This is a genomic window from Candidatus Palauibacter sp. (assembly GCF_965222475.1).
Lineage (GTDB): Bacteria > Gemmatimonadota > Gemmatimonadetes > Palauibacterales > Palauibacteraceae > Palauibacter.
In genome coordinates this window covers 359,422-375,532 of the sequence record NZ_CBDCUB010000001.1, presented here as the reverse complement: position 1 = coordinate 375,532, position 16,111 = coordinate 359,422, and the positions used below count along the sequence as shown (strand labels likewise).

General features: G+C 70.1%; 18 protein-coding genes. 7 read left to right on the top strand and 11 right to left on the bottom strand.

Translation table 11 applies throughout. From position 1 onward, the window contains the following. The first annotated feature begins 1 nt into the window (after window position 1). From ACOQPP_RS01645 to ACOQPP_RS01630, 4 genes are all read left to right on the top strand, one after another. Entirely contained in the window at window positions 2–313 is a 312-nt protein-coding gene (locus ACOQPP_RS01645) for a hypothetical protein (RefSeq protein WP_420635752.1), read from the top strand. Window positions 314–521: 208 nt separating this feature from the next. Beyond that, complete coding sequence (locus tag ACOQPP_RS01640) at window positions 522–746, top strand: AbrB/MazE/SpoVT family DNA-binding domain-containing protein (RefSeq protein WP_419164119.1); 225 nt, start codon at window positions 522–524, stop codon at window positions 744–746. A gap of 10 nt (window positions 747–756) precedes the next feature. Continuing rightward, the gene (locus ACOQPP_RS01635; RefSeq protein ID WP_419164118.1) at window positions 757–1,068 is read left to right on the top strand and encodes a type II toxin-antitoxin system PemK/MazF family toxin; all 312 of its coding nucleotides are present in this window, start codon (window positions 757–759) and stop codon (window positions 1,066–1,068) included. A gap of 121 nt (window positions 1,069–1,189) precedes the next feature. Next, window positions 1,190–1,969, top strand: coding sequence for an enoyl-CoA hydratase/isomerase family protein (locus tag ACOQPP_RS01630; protein ID WP_419164117.1), 780 nt, complete (start codon window positions 1,190–1,192; stop codon window positions 1,967–1,969). 113 nt (window positions 1,970–2,082) lie between these two features. Here ACOQPP_RS01630 and rpmA read toward each other — a convergent pair whose 3' ends face one another. From rpmA to ACOQPP_RS01605, 5 genes are all read right to left on the bottom strand, one after another. Continuing rightward, on the bottom strand, window positions 2,083–2,340 hold the full coding sequence (gene rpmA, locus ACOQPP_RS01625) for a 50S ribosomal protein L27 (protein WP_419164116.1): 258 nt from the start codon (window positions 2,338–2,340) through the stop codon (window positions 2,083–2,085). After that, window positions 2,340–2,882 carry a 50S ribosomal protein L21 gene (rplU, locus tag ACOQPP_RS01620; RefSeq protein ID WP_419164115.1) on the bottom strand — a complete coding sequence of 181 codons (543 nt, stop codon included), beginning with the start codon at window positions 2,880–2,882 and terminating at the stop codon, window positions 2,340–2,342. Before rplU ends, rpmA begins: the two co-directional genes overlap by 1 nt. A gap of 69 nt (window positions 2,883–2,951) precedes the next feature. Then, window positions 2,952–4,124, bottom strand: a complete 1,173-nt coding sequence (locus ACOQPP_RS01615; RefSeq protein ID WP_419164114.1) for an ATP-binding protein — start codon at window positions 4,122–4,124, stop codon at window positions 2,952–2,954. Window positions 4,125–4,202: 78 nt separating this feature from the next. Beyond that, a complete protein-coding gene (locus tag ACOQPP_RS01610; protein WP_419164113.1) occupies window positions 4,203–5,750 on the bottom strand; it encodes an Rne/Rng family ribonuclease in 1,548 nt (515 codons plus the stop codon). Between the two features lie 226 nt (window positions 5,751–5,976). Then, window positions 5,977–7,203 (bottom strand): acyl-CoA dehydrogenase family protein, encoded by a 1,227-nt coding sequence (locus ACOQPP_RS01605; protein ID WP_419164130.1) that lies wholly within the window; start codon window positions 7,201–7,203, stop codon window positions 5,977–5,979. 214 nt (window positions 7,204–7,417) lie between these two features. On the opposite strand from ACOQPP_RS01605, the gene ACOQPP_RS01600 reads away from it, so the two are divergent. The 3 genes from ACOQPP_RS01600 to ACOQPP_RS01590 all read left to right on the top strand — a co-directional run bounded on the left by ACOQPP_RS01600 (window position 7,418) and on the right by ACOQPP_RS01590 (window position 11,186). Then, complete coding sequence (locus tag ACOQPP_RS01600; RefSeq protein ID WP_419164112.1) at window positions 7,418–7,948, top strand: sigma-70 family RNA polymerase sigma factor; 531 nt, start codon at window positions 7,418–7,420, stop codon at window positions 7,946–7,948. Window positions 7,949–8,005: 57 nt separating this feature from the next. Next, entirely contained in the window at window positions 8,006–8,791 is a 786-nt protein-coding gene (locus tag ACOQPP_RS01595) for an anti-sigma factor family protein (protein ID WP_419164111.1), read from the top strand. Window positions 8,792–8,861: 70 nt separating this feature from the next. Beyond that, entirely contained in the window at window positions 8,862–11,186 is a 2,325-nt protein-coding gene (locus ACOQPP_RS01590) for a TonB-dependent receptor (protein ID WP_419164110.1), read from the top strand. Here the strand turns inward: ACOQPP_RS01590 and ACOQPP_RS01585 are convergent. The 6 genes from ACOQPP_RS01585 to ACOQPP_RS01560 form a co-directional block, all read right to left on the bottom strand. Then, window positions 11,119–12,471: a RecQ family ATP-dependent DNA helicase gene (locus ACOQPP_RS01585; RefSeq protein ID WP_420635751.1), complete on the bottom strand. Its 1,353-nt coding sequence runs from the start codon at window positions 12,469–12,471 to the stop codon at window positions 11,119–11,121. The genes ACOQPP_RS01590 and ACOQPP_RS01585 overlap by 68 nt on opposite strands. Before the next feature lie 96 nt (window positions 12,472–12,567). After that, entirely contained in the window at window positions 12,568–12,753 is a 186-nt protein-coding gene (locus ACOQPP_RS01580; protein WP_419164108.1) for a hypothetical protein, read from the bottom strand. A gap of 82 nt (window positions 12,754–12,835) precedes the next feature. Next, window positions 12,836–13,489 (bottom strand): hypothetical protein, encoded by a 654-nt coding sequence (locus tag ACOQPP_RS01575; RefSeq protein ID WP_419164107.1) that lies wholly within the window; start codon window positions 13,487–13,489, stop codon window positions 12,836–12,838. Then, window positions 13,486–14,295 (bottom strand): enoyl-CoA hydratase/isomerase family protein, encoded by an 810-nt coding sequence (locus tag ACOQPP_RS01570; protein ID WP_419164106.1) that lies wholly within the window; start codon window positions 14,293–14,295, stop codon window positions 13,486–13,488. Before ACOQPP_RS01570 ends, ACOQPP_RS01575 begins: the two co-directional genes overlap by 4 nt. A gap of 7 nt (window positions 14,296–14,302) precedes the next feature. After that, the gene (locus ACOQPP_RS01565) at window positions 14,303–14,644 is read right to left on the bottom strand and encodes an AtuA-related protein (protein WP_419164105.1); all 342 of its coding nucleotides are present in this window, start codon (window positions 14,642–14,644) and stop codon (window positions 14,303–14,305) included. Beyond that, on the bottom strand, window positions 14,641–16,095 hold the full coding sequence (locus ACOQPP_RS01560; protein WP_419164104.1) for an acyclic terpene utilization AtuA family protein: 1,455 nt from the start codon (window positions 16,093–16,095) through the stop codon (window positions 14,641–14,643). Before ACOQPP_RS01560 ends, ACOQPP_RS01565 begins: the two co-directional genes overlap by 4 nt. Window positions 16,096–16,111 lie beyond the last annotated feature (16 nt).

The window sequence follows — 16,111 nt, the reverse complement described above, 5'->3', positions numbered from 1 at the left end:
GATGCTGGATCAACCGGTCGTCGATGTCGCGCTGGGCCTGGCGCTGCTCTACGTCGTCCTCAGCCTCGCGGCGTCGGCGATCACGGAGTGGATATCGGCTCTGCTCGGACTCCGGTCGAAGAACCTTCGGGCGGGCGTCGAGACGCCGCTGGGGAAGGAGTACGCGGAGAAGGTCTACGCGCATCCGCCGATCGCCAATCTCGCCAGGGACGGAAAACTGCCGTCCCACATCGAGCCCGACACGATGGCGACGGCCCGGGCCTCGGTGACTGGAGCTTCCTCGACTGGATTGCGCGCGTGCTCGGCTGGCTGATCACGATCTCGGCCGTCAGTCTTGGAGCGCCTTTCTGGTTCGACCTCCTCGGCAAGGTCGCCCACCTGCGCGCTGCGGGCGGGAGACGGGCCCAAACCCCGTAGCTTCGGTGTCGGTTTGCATCCGTGTGCAGGTGCGTCCCGGATAAGATTTTCTTATTTTCTGACGAATCAGAAACGTTAGCGGGGTACGCAGCGGGGGTACGCAGATGAATCTCTCCAGGATCACAGCGCGTGGTCAGACAACTATTCCCAAGAAGATCCGCGATGAGGCGGGGTTGATCGAGGGCGATATACTCGCCTTCGAGATCGCGGGTGAGCACCTGATCGTTCGCAAGGTGGCACCGAGTCCCGATGGCTACCTGCGCAGTCTCTCGGAGACCATGACGGAATGGGCCTCACCGGAAGACGAGGAAGCATGGCGTGACCTCTGAGCCACTCGACGTGGTCATCGTTCCCTTCCCGTTCACGGACAGAGGCACATCGCGGCGGCGGCCGGCACTCGTCGTTTCGTCGAAGAGCTTTCACGCCGGGCATCGGCAATCGATCCTGGCGATGATCACGACGACGCGTGCGGAGTGGTCCAGCGATGTACCGATTCGGCGCTGGCGCGAAGCCGGTCTTCATGTGCCGTGCAAGGTTCGCCTCAAGCTCTTCACCCTCGACGAGTCCCTGATCATACGCAGAATCGGCAGGCTGCCGGAGGAAGATGGCATCGCGGTGAAAGAAGCCCTCCGTCGTGCGCTGGTGATCTGATGAAGGGGCGAGGACGCCGGCGCATAGCACGGTGGAGTCTCGGGTGATACCGTTCGACCGGCGGGCCGCCGGGACCCCCGGAAACGCCCGAAACCAGCCAACGTGAAGCCTCGGAGTGGCCATGAGTGACGTCCTTCTCGTCGAGAAACTCGACGGACATATCGCCAGGATCACGGTCAACCGGCCGGACAAGCTGAACGCGCTGAACGGCCAGGTGCGGTGCGCCGTCTTCGGCGCGCTCGACGCCCTCGGGGCGGACGACGATGTGCGCGTCGTGGTGCTCACGGGCGCGGGCGACCGCGCGTTCATCGCGGGCGCCGACATCTCGGAGTTCAAGGACGCGCGGCCCGTCGAGCAGTACCGCGCGATGCAGCGCGGCGACATCTACGGGGCGATCGAGAGCTTCCCCAAGCCCGTGATCGCCATGATCAACGGGTTCTGTCTCGGCGGCGGGTGTGAACTCGCCATGGCGTGCGACATGCGGGTCGCGTCGACGGCGGCCCGGATCGGTCAGCCCGAGATCAACCTGGGACTCATCCCCGGCGCGGGCGGTACGCAGCGGCTTCCGCGGCTCGTCGGCGAGGGTTGGGCGATGCGGCTCATCATGAGCGGGGAGCTGATTTCCGGCGAGAAGGCGGAGCAGATCGGGCTCGTCGAGGCCGCCGTGGCCCCTGCGGAGCTGGAGGGCCACGTGATGGAACTGGCGGCCAAGATCGCCGGCCGCAGCCCGCTCGCCCTTCAGGCCGCCAAGGAATCCATCCTGGCCGCGCGCCGGATGCCGCTGGACGAGGGGCTGAAGTTCGAGCGGAGCTGGTTCTCGCTCCTCTTCTCGACGGACGACATGGCGGAAGGCGTCGGCGCCTTCCTGGAGAAGCGAAAGCCCGAGTTCAGAGGCTCCTGACGGGACCCCTGGAGGGAATAGCGCCGGGGGTGTGCCCGGCGGGGCTGGCAGCCGGTGGCGGTGCGGCTGGCAGCCTGCGCCGGGTGCTGGCCGTGGCCGGCTCTGGGTGGCGGTTACGCCCCCGGTGTCACCACGCTGACGAAGCGGCGCCCGCGCCGGCGGTGGAACTCCACCACGCCGTCGGAGAGCGCAAACAGCGTGTCGTCCTTCCCCCGGCCGACGTTCCGGCCCGGATGGAAGGGCGTCCCCCGCTGCCGGATGAGGATATGCCCCGCGACCACGCGCTCGCCGCCGTAGCGCTTGACGCCGAGGTACTGTGGGTTCGAGTCGCGCCCGTTGCGGCTGGATCCGACACCTTTCTTGTGTGCCATCAGTCGTCTCCCTCCGCCGCCGCGATCGCCGCGTCCACATCCTTCTTCAGGATGCGGCCGCCCTTGCCCGTCCCCTCGATCGCGGCCAGGTCGAGACCGTGGGCCTCGGCCAACTCACGCGCCGCGTCGGTGATGTCGAACGGAGGCGCGGCGGCTTCCGGCTCGGCCGCGGGGGCCGCAGCTTCCGGCTTCGGCGCGGCCTTGGGCTTCGCGGCCGCCTGCTTTCCGTCCGACAGGTCGATGCCGAGGATGCGGATCTCGGTGAAGCCCTGTCGGTGGCCCTGCTTCCGCCGGTAGCCCTTCCGCCGCTTCATCTTGTAGACGATGATCTTGTCGCCGCGGCCGTGGCTCACCACCTCGGCCGCCACGGAGGCCCCCGCAACCGACGGGGTTCCCACCTGAACGTCGCCCTCCCGCTCGAGGAGAAGCACCTCCCCGAACGTCACCGTGTCGCCGGGCTCGGCCTCGAGCGAGGGGATGCGGAGCACCGCGTCCTCCACCGCGCGAAACTGTTTCCCCTGGGCCTTGAAAATCGCGTACATATCGTCAGACCATCACCGAAAAAACGAAGGAAGACGGACCGACGAGTCTATCCGCGCGCAGCGGATGTGTCAAACAAAATCCGGGTAGGCGAGACGCTCCATGAGGGCCTCGAGTGGAATGGCGAGCGTCCGGGCGGACAGAGGGAACTCCCGGTTGCCGGGATAGACGACGAACCGCTCCGTGACGTCAAGGTCTCCGGTCGCGATCTCGAAGCCCTTGCTCGTTCTCGGTGCGGAGGACCGCTTGATCTCGATTGCCCGCAGCCGCTGATCCGGCGGGGCGAGCAGCAGGTCGATCTCGGCGCCGGCGCGAGTGCGGTAGAACCACGCATCGGTACCAAAGGGGGCCGCCGACAGAAGGTTTTCGACCACGAATCCCTCCCAGCTCGGCCCCGCCACGGGGTGGGAGAGCACATCTTCGAGGGTGCGCAAACCCAGCAGTGAATGAACGATACCGCTGTCGCGGATGTAGATCTTCGGAGTCTTGATGAGCCGTTTTCCCACGTTCGCGAAATAGGGCTGGAGGCGGCGCACGAGCATGAGGTTGACGAGGAGATCCACGTAGCGGGAGACGGTGGGAGACGAAACGCCCAGGCTCTGCGCGAGAGCGGAGGCATTGAGCAGACCTCCCTGTCGGTGCGCCAGCATCGTCCAGAAACGGCGGAGCGTCTCGGCCGGAAGGCGCGTGGCGAACAGAGCGATCTCCCGCTCCAGATAGGTGCGGATGAGGGCGAGCCGCCAGCGCCCGGAGCCGGCATCGCTCGCGGCGGTGAACGCGTCCGGGAACCCGCCGCGAACCCACAGCGCATCGCGCCTGCCGCCGACCTCGGTCGCGTCCAGGCCGGGCAACTCGTAGTACAGGGCCCGTCCGGCCAGAGACTCGGCGGACTGGTTCAGCAGGGTCGTTGACGCCGAGCCCAGGAGGAGGAACTGCCGGGTACGATGGCCCTCGCGGCGGCGCGCATCTATCCGGCCTCGCAGCACCTGAAACAGGCCCGGCACGCGCTGGACTTCGTCGAGAATCAGCAGAGAGCCCGCGTGCAGATCCAGGTACCGCCCGGGATCCGACAGGAGAGCCGCGTCCGCGGGGTCTTCCAGGTCGAGGTAGACGCTGCCGGGCGACTCAGACGCGATCTCGCGCGCGAGCGTAGTCTTCCCGATCTGGCGCGGACCCAGCAGGACCACGGCGGGGGCCTCCTCGAGGCTCCGTCCTATTCGGTGCTTGTGATTCCGCTCGATCATGCGCGCTAATCTAACGTTATATGTTAAATTAGCAATATAAATCGCCGTCCGCGCCCCTCGACCCACGGCGGTGGGAGGCTACGCGCTGGAAATGTACTTTTTCGTGACGTCGGACTCGGCGGGGTGGGCGAGGAGCCGGAACTCGTCGAGGCGGAGGAGCGGGTTGTCGCGCAGTTCGAGGGGGATCCCGGCGCTGGCTCGCTTCCGGTTCAGGAACTCGCGCTCGCGCTCCAGGAGGTGCAGGGCGATGACCGGGTGGGCGAGGATCGTGATCCCCCGCTCCTTGCCGGCGGCGGCCACGCGGTCCAGCGCCCGTTCGACCCGGCGCACGACCGTCTCGGAGGCGAGGATCCTCCCCTCCCCCTCGCAGCACGGACAGATCTCCATCATGCGCTGGTGCAGGCTGGGGCTCACCCGCTGCCGGCTCAGCTGGAGCAGCCCGAGTTCGGAGAGGCCGAACACCTTCGTGCGGGCGCGGTCCCGGCCCAGAAGCGTCCGCATCTGCTGCACGACCTTCTGGCGCGACTCCTCGTCGTTCATGTCGATGAAGTCGATCACGATGATGCCGCCGACGTCGCGCAGGCGGAGCTGGCGCGCGATCTCGGTCGCCGCCTCGAGGTTCGTCTTGAGGATCGTCTGCGCGGGATCCCGGCGACCCGTATAGCGCCCGGTGTTCACATCGATCGACACCAGCGCCTCGGTCTGCTCGATGACGACGTGGCCGCCGGCGGGGAGCCGAACGTTGCGCCGGAACGCGCGCCGGAGCTCCTCTTCTATGCCGAACTCGTCGAAGACCGGCTTCGAATCCTCGTAGAGCCGCACCCGGTCGAGCCCGCCGGGGTCCACCTGCCCCAGGTAGGACTTGATCTCGTGATGCAGATCCTCCGAGTCCACGGTCAGGAGGTCGATCCGGTCGGAGAACAGATCCCGGATCACGCCGGACGTGAAGCGCGCGTCCTGGTACACGCGGGCCGGCGCCTTCACACCCCTCTGCTTCCGGCGGATCTTCGTCCACGCCTTCCGCAGGGCGCGAAGCTCCCCCGTGCAGGCCTCCTTCGTCATCTCCTCGCCGACGGTGCGGACGATGACCCCACCCTCATCCCCGAGGATTTCCCGCACCATCCTGCGCAGGCGGGCCCGCACCTCCCGTTCCGCGATCTTGCGGCTGACGCCGATATGAGAGGAGCCGGGGAGATACACGAGGAACCGGCCCGGAAGCGAGATCTGGGTGGTGATGCGAGGGCCCTTCGTGCCGATGGACTCCTTCGTCACCTGGACGAGGAGCGACTGGCCCTTGGAGAGCAGGTCCTGGATCGGAGGATGGGACCGGTCCCGACTTCGCCGCCGGCCTCCGCCGGCCCCGTTCGCGTCCGTGGCCTCGTCCTCGTCTTCGTCTTCGTCGGGCTCCAGGTCGGAGGCGTGGAGGAAGGCGGACTTCTCGGCCCCGATGTCGACGAACGCGGCCTGAAGACCGGGCACGATCGCTTCGACCACGCCGAGATACATGTCCCCGACGATGCGGCGCTCGTCCGGCCGCTCATACATGAGCTCGACGAGCTGGCGGTCTTCCAGGATCGCGACCCGTTTCTCGCGGGTCGTGGCGTTGACGACGATCTCGCGGCGCAAGCCGTCAGCGTGCGCGCGTGGCCGCCGTCCCCGATTGCGTTAGCAGAGGATCGACTTCCTGTTGTTCGCGTCTTTTCAGGTGGACGGGTCGGCCGGGGGCCGGGCGTCCATGTATCTGATCGTACGGCGTGGTTTCGGTTACGATGGGTACGATCGGCTGCGATCCAAGATAACAGCCCGTCGCCGGCCACGCTGGCGTCGGCCGGCGGCAGGTCCCGCGGGAAATTCAGGCGAGCGTGCCCGCCTCGCGGAGCATCTCGCGGGAGATCACGATCTTGAGGATCTCGCTCGTCCCCTCGCCGATCTCCGTGATCTTCGCGTCGCGCATCATCCGTTCGACGGGATACTCGCGCGAATAGCCATACCCGCCGTGCAGCTGCACCGCCATCGAGGTCACGTCCATCGCCGTTTCGGAGGCGAACAGCTTGGCCATGGCCGCCTCCTTCTTGTGCCTCCCTCCGGACATCCGGAGACGGGCGGCGTAATGCATCATGAGCCGCGCGGCGTGGATGCGCGTCTCGGCCTCCGCAAGCATGAAGCGGACGCCCTGGAAGTCCTGAATCCGCTTGTTGAACTGCTTCCGCTCGGCCGTGTAGCCGACCGCCTGGTCGAGCGCCCCCTGCGCGATGCCGATCGCGTGCGCCGCGATCCCCACCCGACCGCCGTCGAGTGTGTCGAGGAAGATCGGGAAACCGTGGTCCACCTCGCCGAGCACGTTCTCGTCCGGGACCTCCACGTCCTCCAGCACCAGTTCGCGCGTGTCGGAGGCGTTCCAGCCCAGCTTGCGGAGCTTCTCTCCCGTGACGAACCCCGGCATCGGCTCGAGGTCGGGCGAGTGTCCGAACCCGACGCGCTCGGCATCGGCCAGGTCGCAGGTCTCCTTCGTGAGGAGGAAGGCGGTGATGCCGCGGGAGCCCTTCTCGGGCGAGGTGAGCGCGGCGAGGACGAACACCTCGCCCACGCCGCCGTGCGTGATCCAGGTCTTGCGCCCGTTCAGGACCCACCGGTCGCCGACCTTGCGGGCCGTCGTCCGCATGGAGGCGGCGTCCGAACCGGATCCCGGCTCGGTGAGCCCGAACCCGCCGAGTACCTGTCCGCTCGCCAGCGGACGCAGGAAGCGCTCCTTCTGTTCCTCCGTGCCCCAGCGGTGGATCGGCGTCGCGGCGAGGGAGGTGTGCGCTCCGATCATGATCGAGTGGCTGGCGTCCACGCGGGCCAGTTCCTCCACCGCGATCGCCGCACCCAGCAGGTCCATCCCCGCCCCGCCGATCTCCTCCTCGAACGGGATGCCGAACAGGCCCAGTTCGGCCATCCGCGCGCCGGTCTCCCACGGGAAATCCTCGGATTCGTCGTATTCCGCAGCGATCGGCGCGATCTCCGCCTCGGCGAATTCGCGCACCAGATCGCGCATCATCTCGTGATGGTCTTCCAGTTGATAGTTCGACCCGCCCATCGAATCCTTTCCGCAGGTGTCGCCACACCCGGCGCCGCACGCGTTCTCCAACGGCAGTATCCCGCCGGGCGCCGGGCGCCTAACCTACCGGAGGCGGGCATCCCGCCGAAACGTCCGGATCATGCCGGACACGTCACGATCCGGGCTCCGCGCGCGTTGACCGTATGAGTGGCAGGGGTTTGGCCCACGGCGCTCTGCGCGTGCCGGAAACGGTGTGGATGGGAGAACCGTGGACTTCGAGGCGGCGTATAACAGCCATTGGGTGCCCCTCTTCCGGTACGTCGACCGGTTGGTCGGCGATTCGGATCTGGCGGCGGATGTCGCCCAGGAGTCGTTTGTGCGGCTGCTCGACCAGGCCATTCCCGATGATGAGGTGCGAAGGTGGTTGTTCACGGTCGCGACGAATCTGGTGCGGGACGACGCGCGCATGACCGCGCGGCGGCGGCGGTTGCTGGCGCAGCAGTATGAGCAGTCGGAGCTGACAGGCGAGTCGTTGGAGGCTCCGGATCGGTCGGTCGTGAGATCGGAGAGGATCGCGGCGGTGCGCGCCGCGCTGGCGCAGTTGCCCGAGCGCGACCGGCAGCTGTTACTGATGAGGGAGGAAGGGTTCCGCTACGCGGAGATCGCGAAGGCGGTCGAGGTCGCGCCGGGATCCGTCGGGACGCTGCTCGCGCGGGCTCTGGCCCGGTTCGTGGAGGCGCTGGACCCGCGCATCGCGGAGGACGAGGCCCGTCGCGGGGGGTGATGCTCCCCCGGCGGTGACTGAACGATAGTGAGAAGGACGTGTTGGGAGGTCGTGAAGATGAGCCACCACAGAAATCCGCATGTCGACGACGGCGCGCTGCTCGCGCTCCTGGACCGGGAACTCTCCGCCGAGGAGCGGCGACGCGTCGAGAACCACGCGACGGGTTGCGCGGTCTGCGCCGCGCGGCGCGATGAGTTGCGCTTCGCGGCGCGACGGGTGACGGCGGCACTCGAGGTCATCGACGTACCGGCCGCCTGGGTCGAGATGCCCGAGGCGTTGCGCGAGGCGGCGCGATCCGCGCCCGTCCCGCTCGCAAGCGCCCGCGCGGCGCGCAGCGGATGGCGCATCGGGTGGATGGGCCGCCGCTCCGTCGCGGTGGCCGCCGGCCTGACGCTCCTGCTGGCCGCGGGAGCCTACGCCGTTCCCGGGTCGCCGGTCCGCGGCTGGGTCGACGACGGGATCGAAACCCTCGCGGCGTGGATCGCGGGCGGACCCGAGGGGCCGGGCCAGGCCGGGCCGAGCCAGGTGTCGGTCGAGCCGGACGACGGGTCGGTGCGGGTCGCGGTCGCGGGCGGGCGTGAAGGCCTGCGGCTCACGATCCGGCTCACCGACGGGGAGCAGGCCTCGGTGCGGGCCCGCGACGCGAACTTCCACGTGGAACCGGGCGTCATCGAAATCACCGGCGCGGCGGATGAGATCCTCGTGACCTTGCCTCGCGGGGCCGCTTCGGGTTCTGTAATGATCGACGACAGCGAAGTCGTCCGTCTCGAAGGCGGTGAGTTGCGCCGCACGGCATCGGCCGATGCGAGCCCGGTGCAGATCCTTCTCGGCACCGACGGGTAGCAGCGGGCTGTCGCGGCGGACGACGGGTAGCGACGCGAAGATCTAACGAGCCTCGAAGGCGGGTCCCGGGATGACGAACCCCATGCACCGCAGGTCGGGGCGCGTCTCCCATCCCACGGGACCGCGCGCTGGCGCGGCATCGCGCGGCGCGCTCCTCTGCCTGCTGGGTCTCGTCCTGCTTCCCACGCCCCGGGCCTTCGCCCAGGCGAAGCCGGACCGACCCGCCAGCGGCGGTGTCCACGGCCGGGTGCTGAGCGCCGAAACCCAGATACCGCTCGACGGCGCGTCCGTCGAGATCCGATTCCCCGGCACCACCTGGTTCGTGATCACGGACGCGGACGGCGCGTACCGGGTGTCGGGGCTCCCGCCGGGGCCCGTGCTCGTCCTGGCCCGGGCGCTCGACCGCGCGCCGCTCCAGACCGGCGTCGTCGTCCCCGCAGGCGGCGACGTCCCGCTCGATCTGGCGCTCGAGCGAGAGCCCGTCGTCATGCCGGGCCTCTTCGCCCAGGTCGCCGCCCGGCGGCTGACCGTGCCCGGAATGACCCGTGACGGATTCCGCGAAGAAGGGGAGACGGAACTCCGCGCGCTCGACTCGTCCCCGGGCGTAGCCGAGGCCGGCCTCACGGTCGACGGGCGCGGCACCGACCCAAACGATCCGACCAGCGTGCTCTACGTGCGCGGGGCCGCGTCCGACCTGAAGCTCGTGCTCCTCGACGGCGCGCCCGTATACGCGCCCTTCCATCTCAGCGGCCTGCTCGACGCCTTTCCCGACGGCGTGCTCCAGGACGCGTCGCTCTACATCGGCGGGACGCCGGCCCGCTACGACGGGGGGCTTTCGTACGTGCTGGATCTCGAGACCCGCCAGGGCGACGCGGAACGTTTTCGGACCGCCGGCTCGGCCGACCTCCTCGGGGGCGGAGGCCGGATCGAGGGCCCGATCGGTCGCGCGGGACGGGTACTCGTGAGCGGACGGGCGCTCCACGGGCTGGGGTATCGGTTCATCACGGACGAACGGCAGATGCCGTACGAGTACGGCGACGTCCTGGGTCGCATCGACTACCGGCTGGGGCCCGGGACACTGTCCGGAACGGGGTTCTGGAACCGCGAGTCCGTCCTCCTCGACATCGGGCGGCTGGAGGACACCGGGGCGGTGGAGTCGGCCTACTGGGGCAACCTGGCGGGTTCGCTGAGCTATCGTCTTGCCGTGGGCGAGGGGACGATCACGCTTCGAGGTGCGTACGGACGGTTCGACACCGGGCTCCCGCTGCCCCGCGACAAGGAACTCGACGCCCGTGTCTTCTTCGCGGACGCGCTCGGACGCACGTCCCGGTCGCGGGCCGAGGCCTTCTTCGAATCGGGCGGCCGAAAGATCCGCTGGGCCGCGGGGGGCGGCTTCGACACGCACGAGACGACGCTCGACCAGCGGAACGTGCTCGGAGGCCAGACGTCGCACCTGCTGGCCCACGCCGTCACCCGGGCCAACGTGACCGCGGCGTGGGGCGAGGCCATCTGGCAGGTGGCGCCGGAGCTGGAGGTGAGGAGCGGGTTCCGGGCCAGCTACTTCGCCCCGGCCGGGCGCGCGAAGTTCGCCCCGCGGGCCACCGTGACCTGGCACATCACGGAGGCGGCGGACCTTCGGCTCTCGGCGGGGAGATTCTTCCAGGTCGTGCGAGGCCCCGAGTCCATCCTCTCCGGCGACCTCACCGGACCCACCGTGGGCCGAATTCTCCCCGCGGGGGACTCCACCCCTCCCACCCCGAACGCGGCGTCGAACGTCGCGGGCGCATCACACGTCGTGGTCGGGTTCTCGAACGCGCTCGAGAACGGGATCGACGTCGGCGTCGAGGGCTACTTCAAGTCCTTCGACGACCTGCCCAACACGGCCGATCACCTCTTCTCCTCGGGTCTGGACGTGTGGGTGCAGGCGAAGGAAGGCCCGGTGCGCGGCTGGGTGGGCTACTCGATCGCCTGGGTATGGACGAACGACCCGGAGGAAGAGACGCCGTTCGTCGGCCGGCACCTGCTGAGCGGCGGGCTCTCGACGGAGGCGCAGGACTTCGACTTCGGTATCCGGCTCGCCTATGGGGCCGGCCTCCCGTTTGCGACCGTGACCCGGGACGCGAAGGGGGCCGTGACGGGGGACGATCCCGTGCCCACGCTGTCGGGGGCGCCGGAAGACTCGTATCTGAGGGTCGACGCGGAGGTCTCCCGGCGCTGGGTCGCGAGCCTGGGCGATTCCCCGCTCGTCATCGCCCCCTATGTGCGGGTGCTGAACGCGCTCGATCGCCGGGACGCCCTGTTCTACCGGGCGGGGCCGGAGGAGGCGGTCACGCACCCCGTGCCGCTCGGCTCCCTTCCGCTGATCGCCGTGCTCGGCGTGGCGTGGTCGTTCTGATGTGCCGGGCCGGCCGGGGCGCGCGGCCGGCCCGGCCGCGCTTGCAGTTGTCGCAGCCGCCGCACGCGGGGGCCCGCTCCCCGAAGTAGGCGGCGATCGCCGCGCGCCGGCACCCGGCCGTCTCGGTGTAGGCGCGCATGGCCGCCCGGCGCACGGCTTCGGCCGCGGCGCGTTCCGGGTCGAGGGGCTCCTCGCCGCGCACGCCGCCCGGGGGGCCGCCCGGCCGGGCCCGCTCGCGCCGGACGAACCGCAGGACGCCGCGCCGCGGGGCGCGCACCGCGACCATCACGCACCGCGCCGCTTCGCCGTCGCGTCCGGCGCGACCCGCTTCCTGAACGTACTCCTCCAGCGACTGGGGAGCGCCCAGGTGCGCCACGAGCCGCACGTGCGGGTGGTCGATCCCCATCCCGAAGGCCGTCGTGGCGCAGACCACGCGGATGCGGCTGTCCAGGAAGGCCCGCTGCGTCACCTGGCGGCGCTCGATCGGCAGGCGCGCATGGTAGGGGGCGGCGGTGACGCCCGACCGCGACAGCGCGATCGCGAGTTGGGCGCTCAGCCCCCGCGTGCGCGCGTACACGACGGCCGATCCGCGGCACGCCGTGACCTCCTGCCGGACCCGCTCGTACGCCGCGCTCAGGTCGGGTGCCGACTCGACGAAGTAGCGCAGGTTCGGCCGGTCGCTGGACACGAACACGCGGATCGGCCCGTCCATCCCCAGGAGACGCTCGATCTCCCGCCGGGTGCGCGCCGTGGCGGTGGCCGTGAGCGCGGTGAGCGGCGGGTTCCCCAGCCGTTCGCGCGCCACGCCGATCCCCAGGTAGGCCGGCCGGAAGTCGTGTCCCCACTGCGACACGCAGTGCGCCTCGTCCACCGCGATCCCGCCGAGGCCGATCCTCCGCAGCCGTTCGCAGACGGCGTGGTTTTCCAGCCGCTCGGGCGCGAGGTAGAGGAGATCGAGACCGCCGTGCCGCGCACGCTCGAGCGCCTCGTCCACGACGTCCCGGGGCGTGGCGCTCGTCCAGCCGAGGGCCTGAATGCCCCGCCGCCCCGCCCCTCCGACCTGGTCGTCGATGAGCGAGATGAGCGGCGACACGACGAGCGTGGGCCGCGAACGCAGCAGGGCCGGAATCTGGAAACAGACGGACTTCCCGAACCCCGTCGGCAGCACGGCGAGCGTGTCGCGCCCGCTGAGCACCGCCTCGACGACGCGCGACTGGGCCGGGCGGAAGTCGTCGTAGCCGAATCGGGCCTTCAGGAGGTCGCGGGCCTGCTGCAGGGTGCTCACACCCGCGAGATGCCCCGCCCGATCAACGGCGTATCAAACGTCCCGGTCGGGTGGGCTCCGGTGCCGGACCTCGGCGGGAGTCAGCCCCCGCCGGAGTCAGTCGGCGTCGGCTTTCCTCCGGCCCAGTCTGAGGACGAGCGCGGCTAGGATGAGGCCGCACCCCGCGCCGGCCAGGAAGTCCTGTTCGATGAACGCGCCCGCGAACCACGCGGCACCCCCGGCGAGGCCGAGTCCCAGCTGCAGCCTGAGCCACCAGCCGCGGCTCTCGGTGGCCTCGTCCACGGGCGCGGCGTCCGGCGGCGGTCCGGCTCCCGCTTGCGGCCCGGTCTCCGCTGGCGTCTCGGTCTCCACGCGCGGCCCGGGTCTACTCGTCGATCGGGCGGGCGACGGGCGTCTCGTCGCCCGCCTCGCCCCAGCCGATGACCGACCCCGCGATCATCCCCCACAGGAAGTTGAGCCCGAGGACGAAGACGAAGGTGAGCGCCCCCAGTTCGACGCCGAAGAGGCCGAGGTCTCGGTCGACGGGATACACCTTGAGCAGGAGGTAGAGCGCGGGCACGAGGCTGAACAGCGCGCCCCGCGCGGCTGGCGATGCCCCGGGCAGTTCGCGGTACAGGATCCCGAGCACCATGCCCCACACGGCGCCGCTCCCCAGGTGCGCGAGGAACTCCGGCCCGCTCCACGCCGAGGTGAGCCCCACGCCCAGTGCGCCCGTGAGACCGATCGCCGCGAAGACCGAGAGGGCCGCGGCGGAGACGGCGGCCGCGAGGCTCCCGCCCAGCAGCCCGAGGCCGAGCCGGGCGCTCAGGTCGAGCCGGCCTTCGACCGCGGGGCCGTGCGCCCCGCCGCCGAGCAGCACGCCCGCCGCGGCCAGCGCGACGACGAGCAGCAGGACGGCGACGCTGAGCGACTCCCCGCCCGTGGTGAGGAGGAAGAGGCCCGCCGCGCCCGAGGCGAGCGCCCCCGCCCGCCACAGGAACGCCGAACCCGGCCGCGAAACGACGTCGCTGTCGCTCATGCTGTGTTCCCTTCGTCCTGTTTCCTGTCGTCCTGTTTCTTGTCGCGGGAGAGGAACTTGCGGATGCCCGCCCGGCAATCGTCGGTCATGCGGGCGAGCGCGTTCACGCGGGCGCCGGCCGCGATCGCGGCCTCGAAGCTCTGCGCGTCGGCGCCGTACAGGAGCCGCTTGGTCAAGGCGAGCGCCGAGGCGCTCCGGCCCGCGAGTTCGGCCAGGAACGCGGCGGTCTCCATCTCGAACGCCGCGTCGGCGCAGACCCGGTTCACGAGGCCGAGCCGCGCCGCTTCGCGCGCGTCGATCGTGTCTCCGAGCGCCATCAGTTCGAAGGCGCGCCTCTCGCCCACGTTCCGGCGCAGGATCGCCGTCACCATGGCGGGGACGAAGCCGAGCCGCACCTCGGGATAGCCGAAGCGGGCGCTCTCCGCGGCTAGCACGAGATCGCACGCCGTGGCGAGCCCGCACCCGCCGGCGAGCGCGCGACCGTGCACGACCGCGACGACCGGCTTCGAGAGTCTCCGCAGGAGGGTGAACAGTTCCCCCAGCGCCTCCGCTTCCCGCAGACTCGCGAGGACGCCTTCCTCGACCGAGGCCTGTACCTCGGCCAGATCCGCCCCGGCGCAGAAGTCCGGGCCGTGCCCTCCGAGCCCGATCACGCGCACCCGCTCGTCCGCGTCGGCGAGCGCGAGCGCCTCCTTGAGTTCGGCGACCAGCGCCCCGTTGAGCGCGTTGCGCCGCTCGGGCCGGTCGAGGTGGATCCGGTTCACACCGGTCCGCTCGTCGATGTCTATGTCGAGGTATTCGAACATGGGTACCTCAGTCGGGCTCCGGACGCCCCGCGCCGTCGGGGATCTCGATCTCCATCCTCAGGAGAGCGGTGGAGAACGTCTTCCCCTGCGCGTCGAGCATGAGCGACACCGTGCCGCCCCCGCCCAGCGAACGGTGGAGCAGGAAGTTGAGCGCGCGCAGGTTCGGAAGCTCGAAGCGCTCCACTTCGCCCTCGCAGATTCCCTTGAAGTGATCCTTGACACGTTCTGCCGTAACTTCCTTCACTAAAACATGATAAATAGATTCATCGAAGGCGATGAGGCCGACGTTCGCGGTGTCACCCTTGTCGCCGGAGCGGGCATACGCGACCTCCGCCAGGCGGACCCTCACAGCTCGATCGTCTCCACCCGGACGCGGCTCTCGACGACCTCCCGGTCGATGAGCGCCGGCCAGTAGGCGACGACCTCCTGCACCCTCGGGCGGCCCCCCGCGAACCCGGTCACGCTCGGTGGGCCCGCGAGGATGAGCGGGGCGATCTCGCGGCTGAAGCGGGACACCGCGTGGCGGTCCGGACTGCGCACGCCGACCCGCAGCGTGACCTCGGGCAGGTCCTCCGGCGGTTCGCCCGCCAGCGACCCGTGACACGCCCCCGCCCCGACGAACTCCGTCCGGATCTCATCGAAGACGAGTCCGAGGTGCGCGAGGCGCCCGCGCAGGATCTCGTCCGCGCGCCGCGCCTTCTCCACCGCGTCCGGCCACGCGTAGGTGAGGGTGCCGACCGCCTTGTAGCCGGCGTGGTAGGCGATGGAGACCTTGAGCTGGTCCGTGCGGGGCCGGCCGGCCACACCCTCGACCCGGACCCGGTCCCCACCGAGGTCGCGGAGCCGGATGGTCGAGAAGTCCGCGATCGCGTCCGGCGTGATGTACTCGCGCGGGTCCCCGAGTTCGTACACGAGTTGCTCGGTGACCGTGGCCCGGGTCACCCGCCCGCCGAGCCCCCGGTGCTTCGTCACGACGAAGGAACCGTCCGCCTCGGCCTCGATGATGGGGTATCCGGGGAGCGTGAGATCGATCTCGCGCCAGTCCACGAGCGAGTTCCCGCCGGAGGCCTGGCAGCCGCACTCGTTGATGTGTCCGGCGACGACCCCGTGCGCGAGCCGGTCCCAGTCGTCGGAGGCCCACGCGAACTCGTGCATGAGGGGCGCGTAGGTGAGCGCGGTATCCGTCGAGCGGCCGGCAACGACGATGTCGGCCTCCTGCTCCAGCGCCTCGATGATCGGTTCGGCGCCAAGGTAGGCGTTCGCAGCGGCCACCCGGTCGCGGACGGTCGAGAGCGGGGCGCCCGTCTCCATGTGGCGCAACCCGTGCCCCGCCGCGATGAGGTCATCGAGCGAGTCCATGAGATCGTCGCCCGTGATCACGGCCACGCGGGGCCTGCGCGGGAGCGACTGGTCCGCGAACGCGAACCCCAGTTCGTTCCGGCACCCCTCCGGGTTCACGCCGCCGGCGTTCGATACGACCCGGATCTCGCCGGCGATGAGGTCCTCGATGAGGTCATCCATGAGGAGAACGAAGTCGCGCGCGTACCCCGCCTCCGGGCTGCGGGCCCGCTGCTTCTGCATGATCGACATCGTGATCTCGGCCAGGTAGTCGAGCATCAGGTAGTCGATCGCGCCCCGGCGCACCTGCAGCTTGGGCGCCTCCTGCCAGTCGCCCCAGAACCCCTGCCCCGAGGCCACCCGCACCGTGCGGTCCTCCCCGAGCCCGATCCGCGCCGGGAGCGGCTGCTCCTCGAGCGCCACCGCGGCCGCGTCCGCTTCGAGCACCACCGACTCGGTCATGGGCCGTCCGCCATGC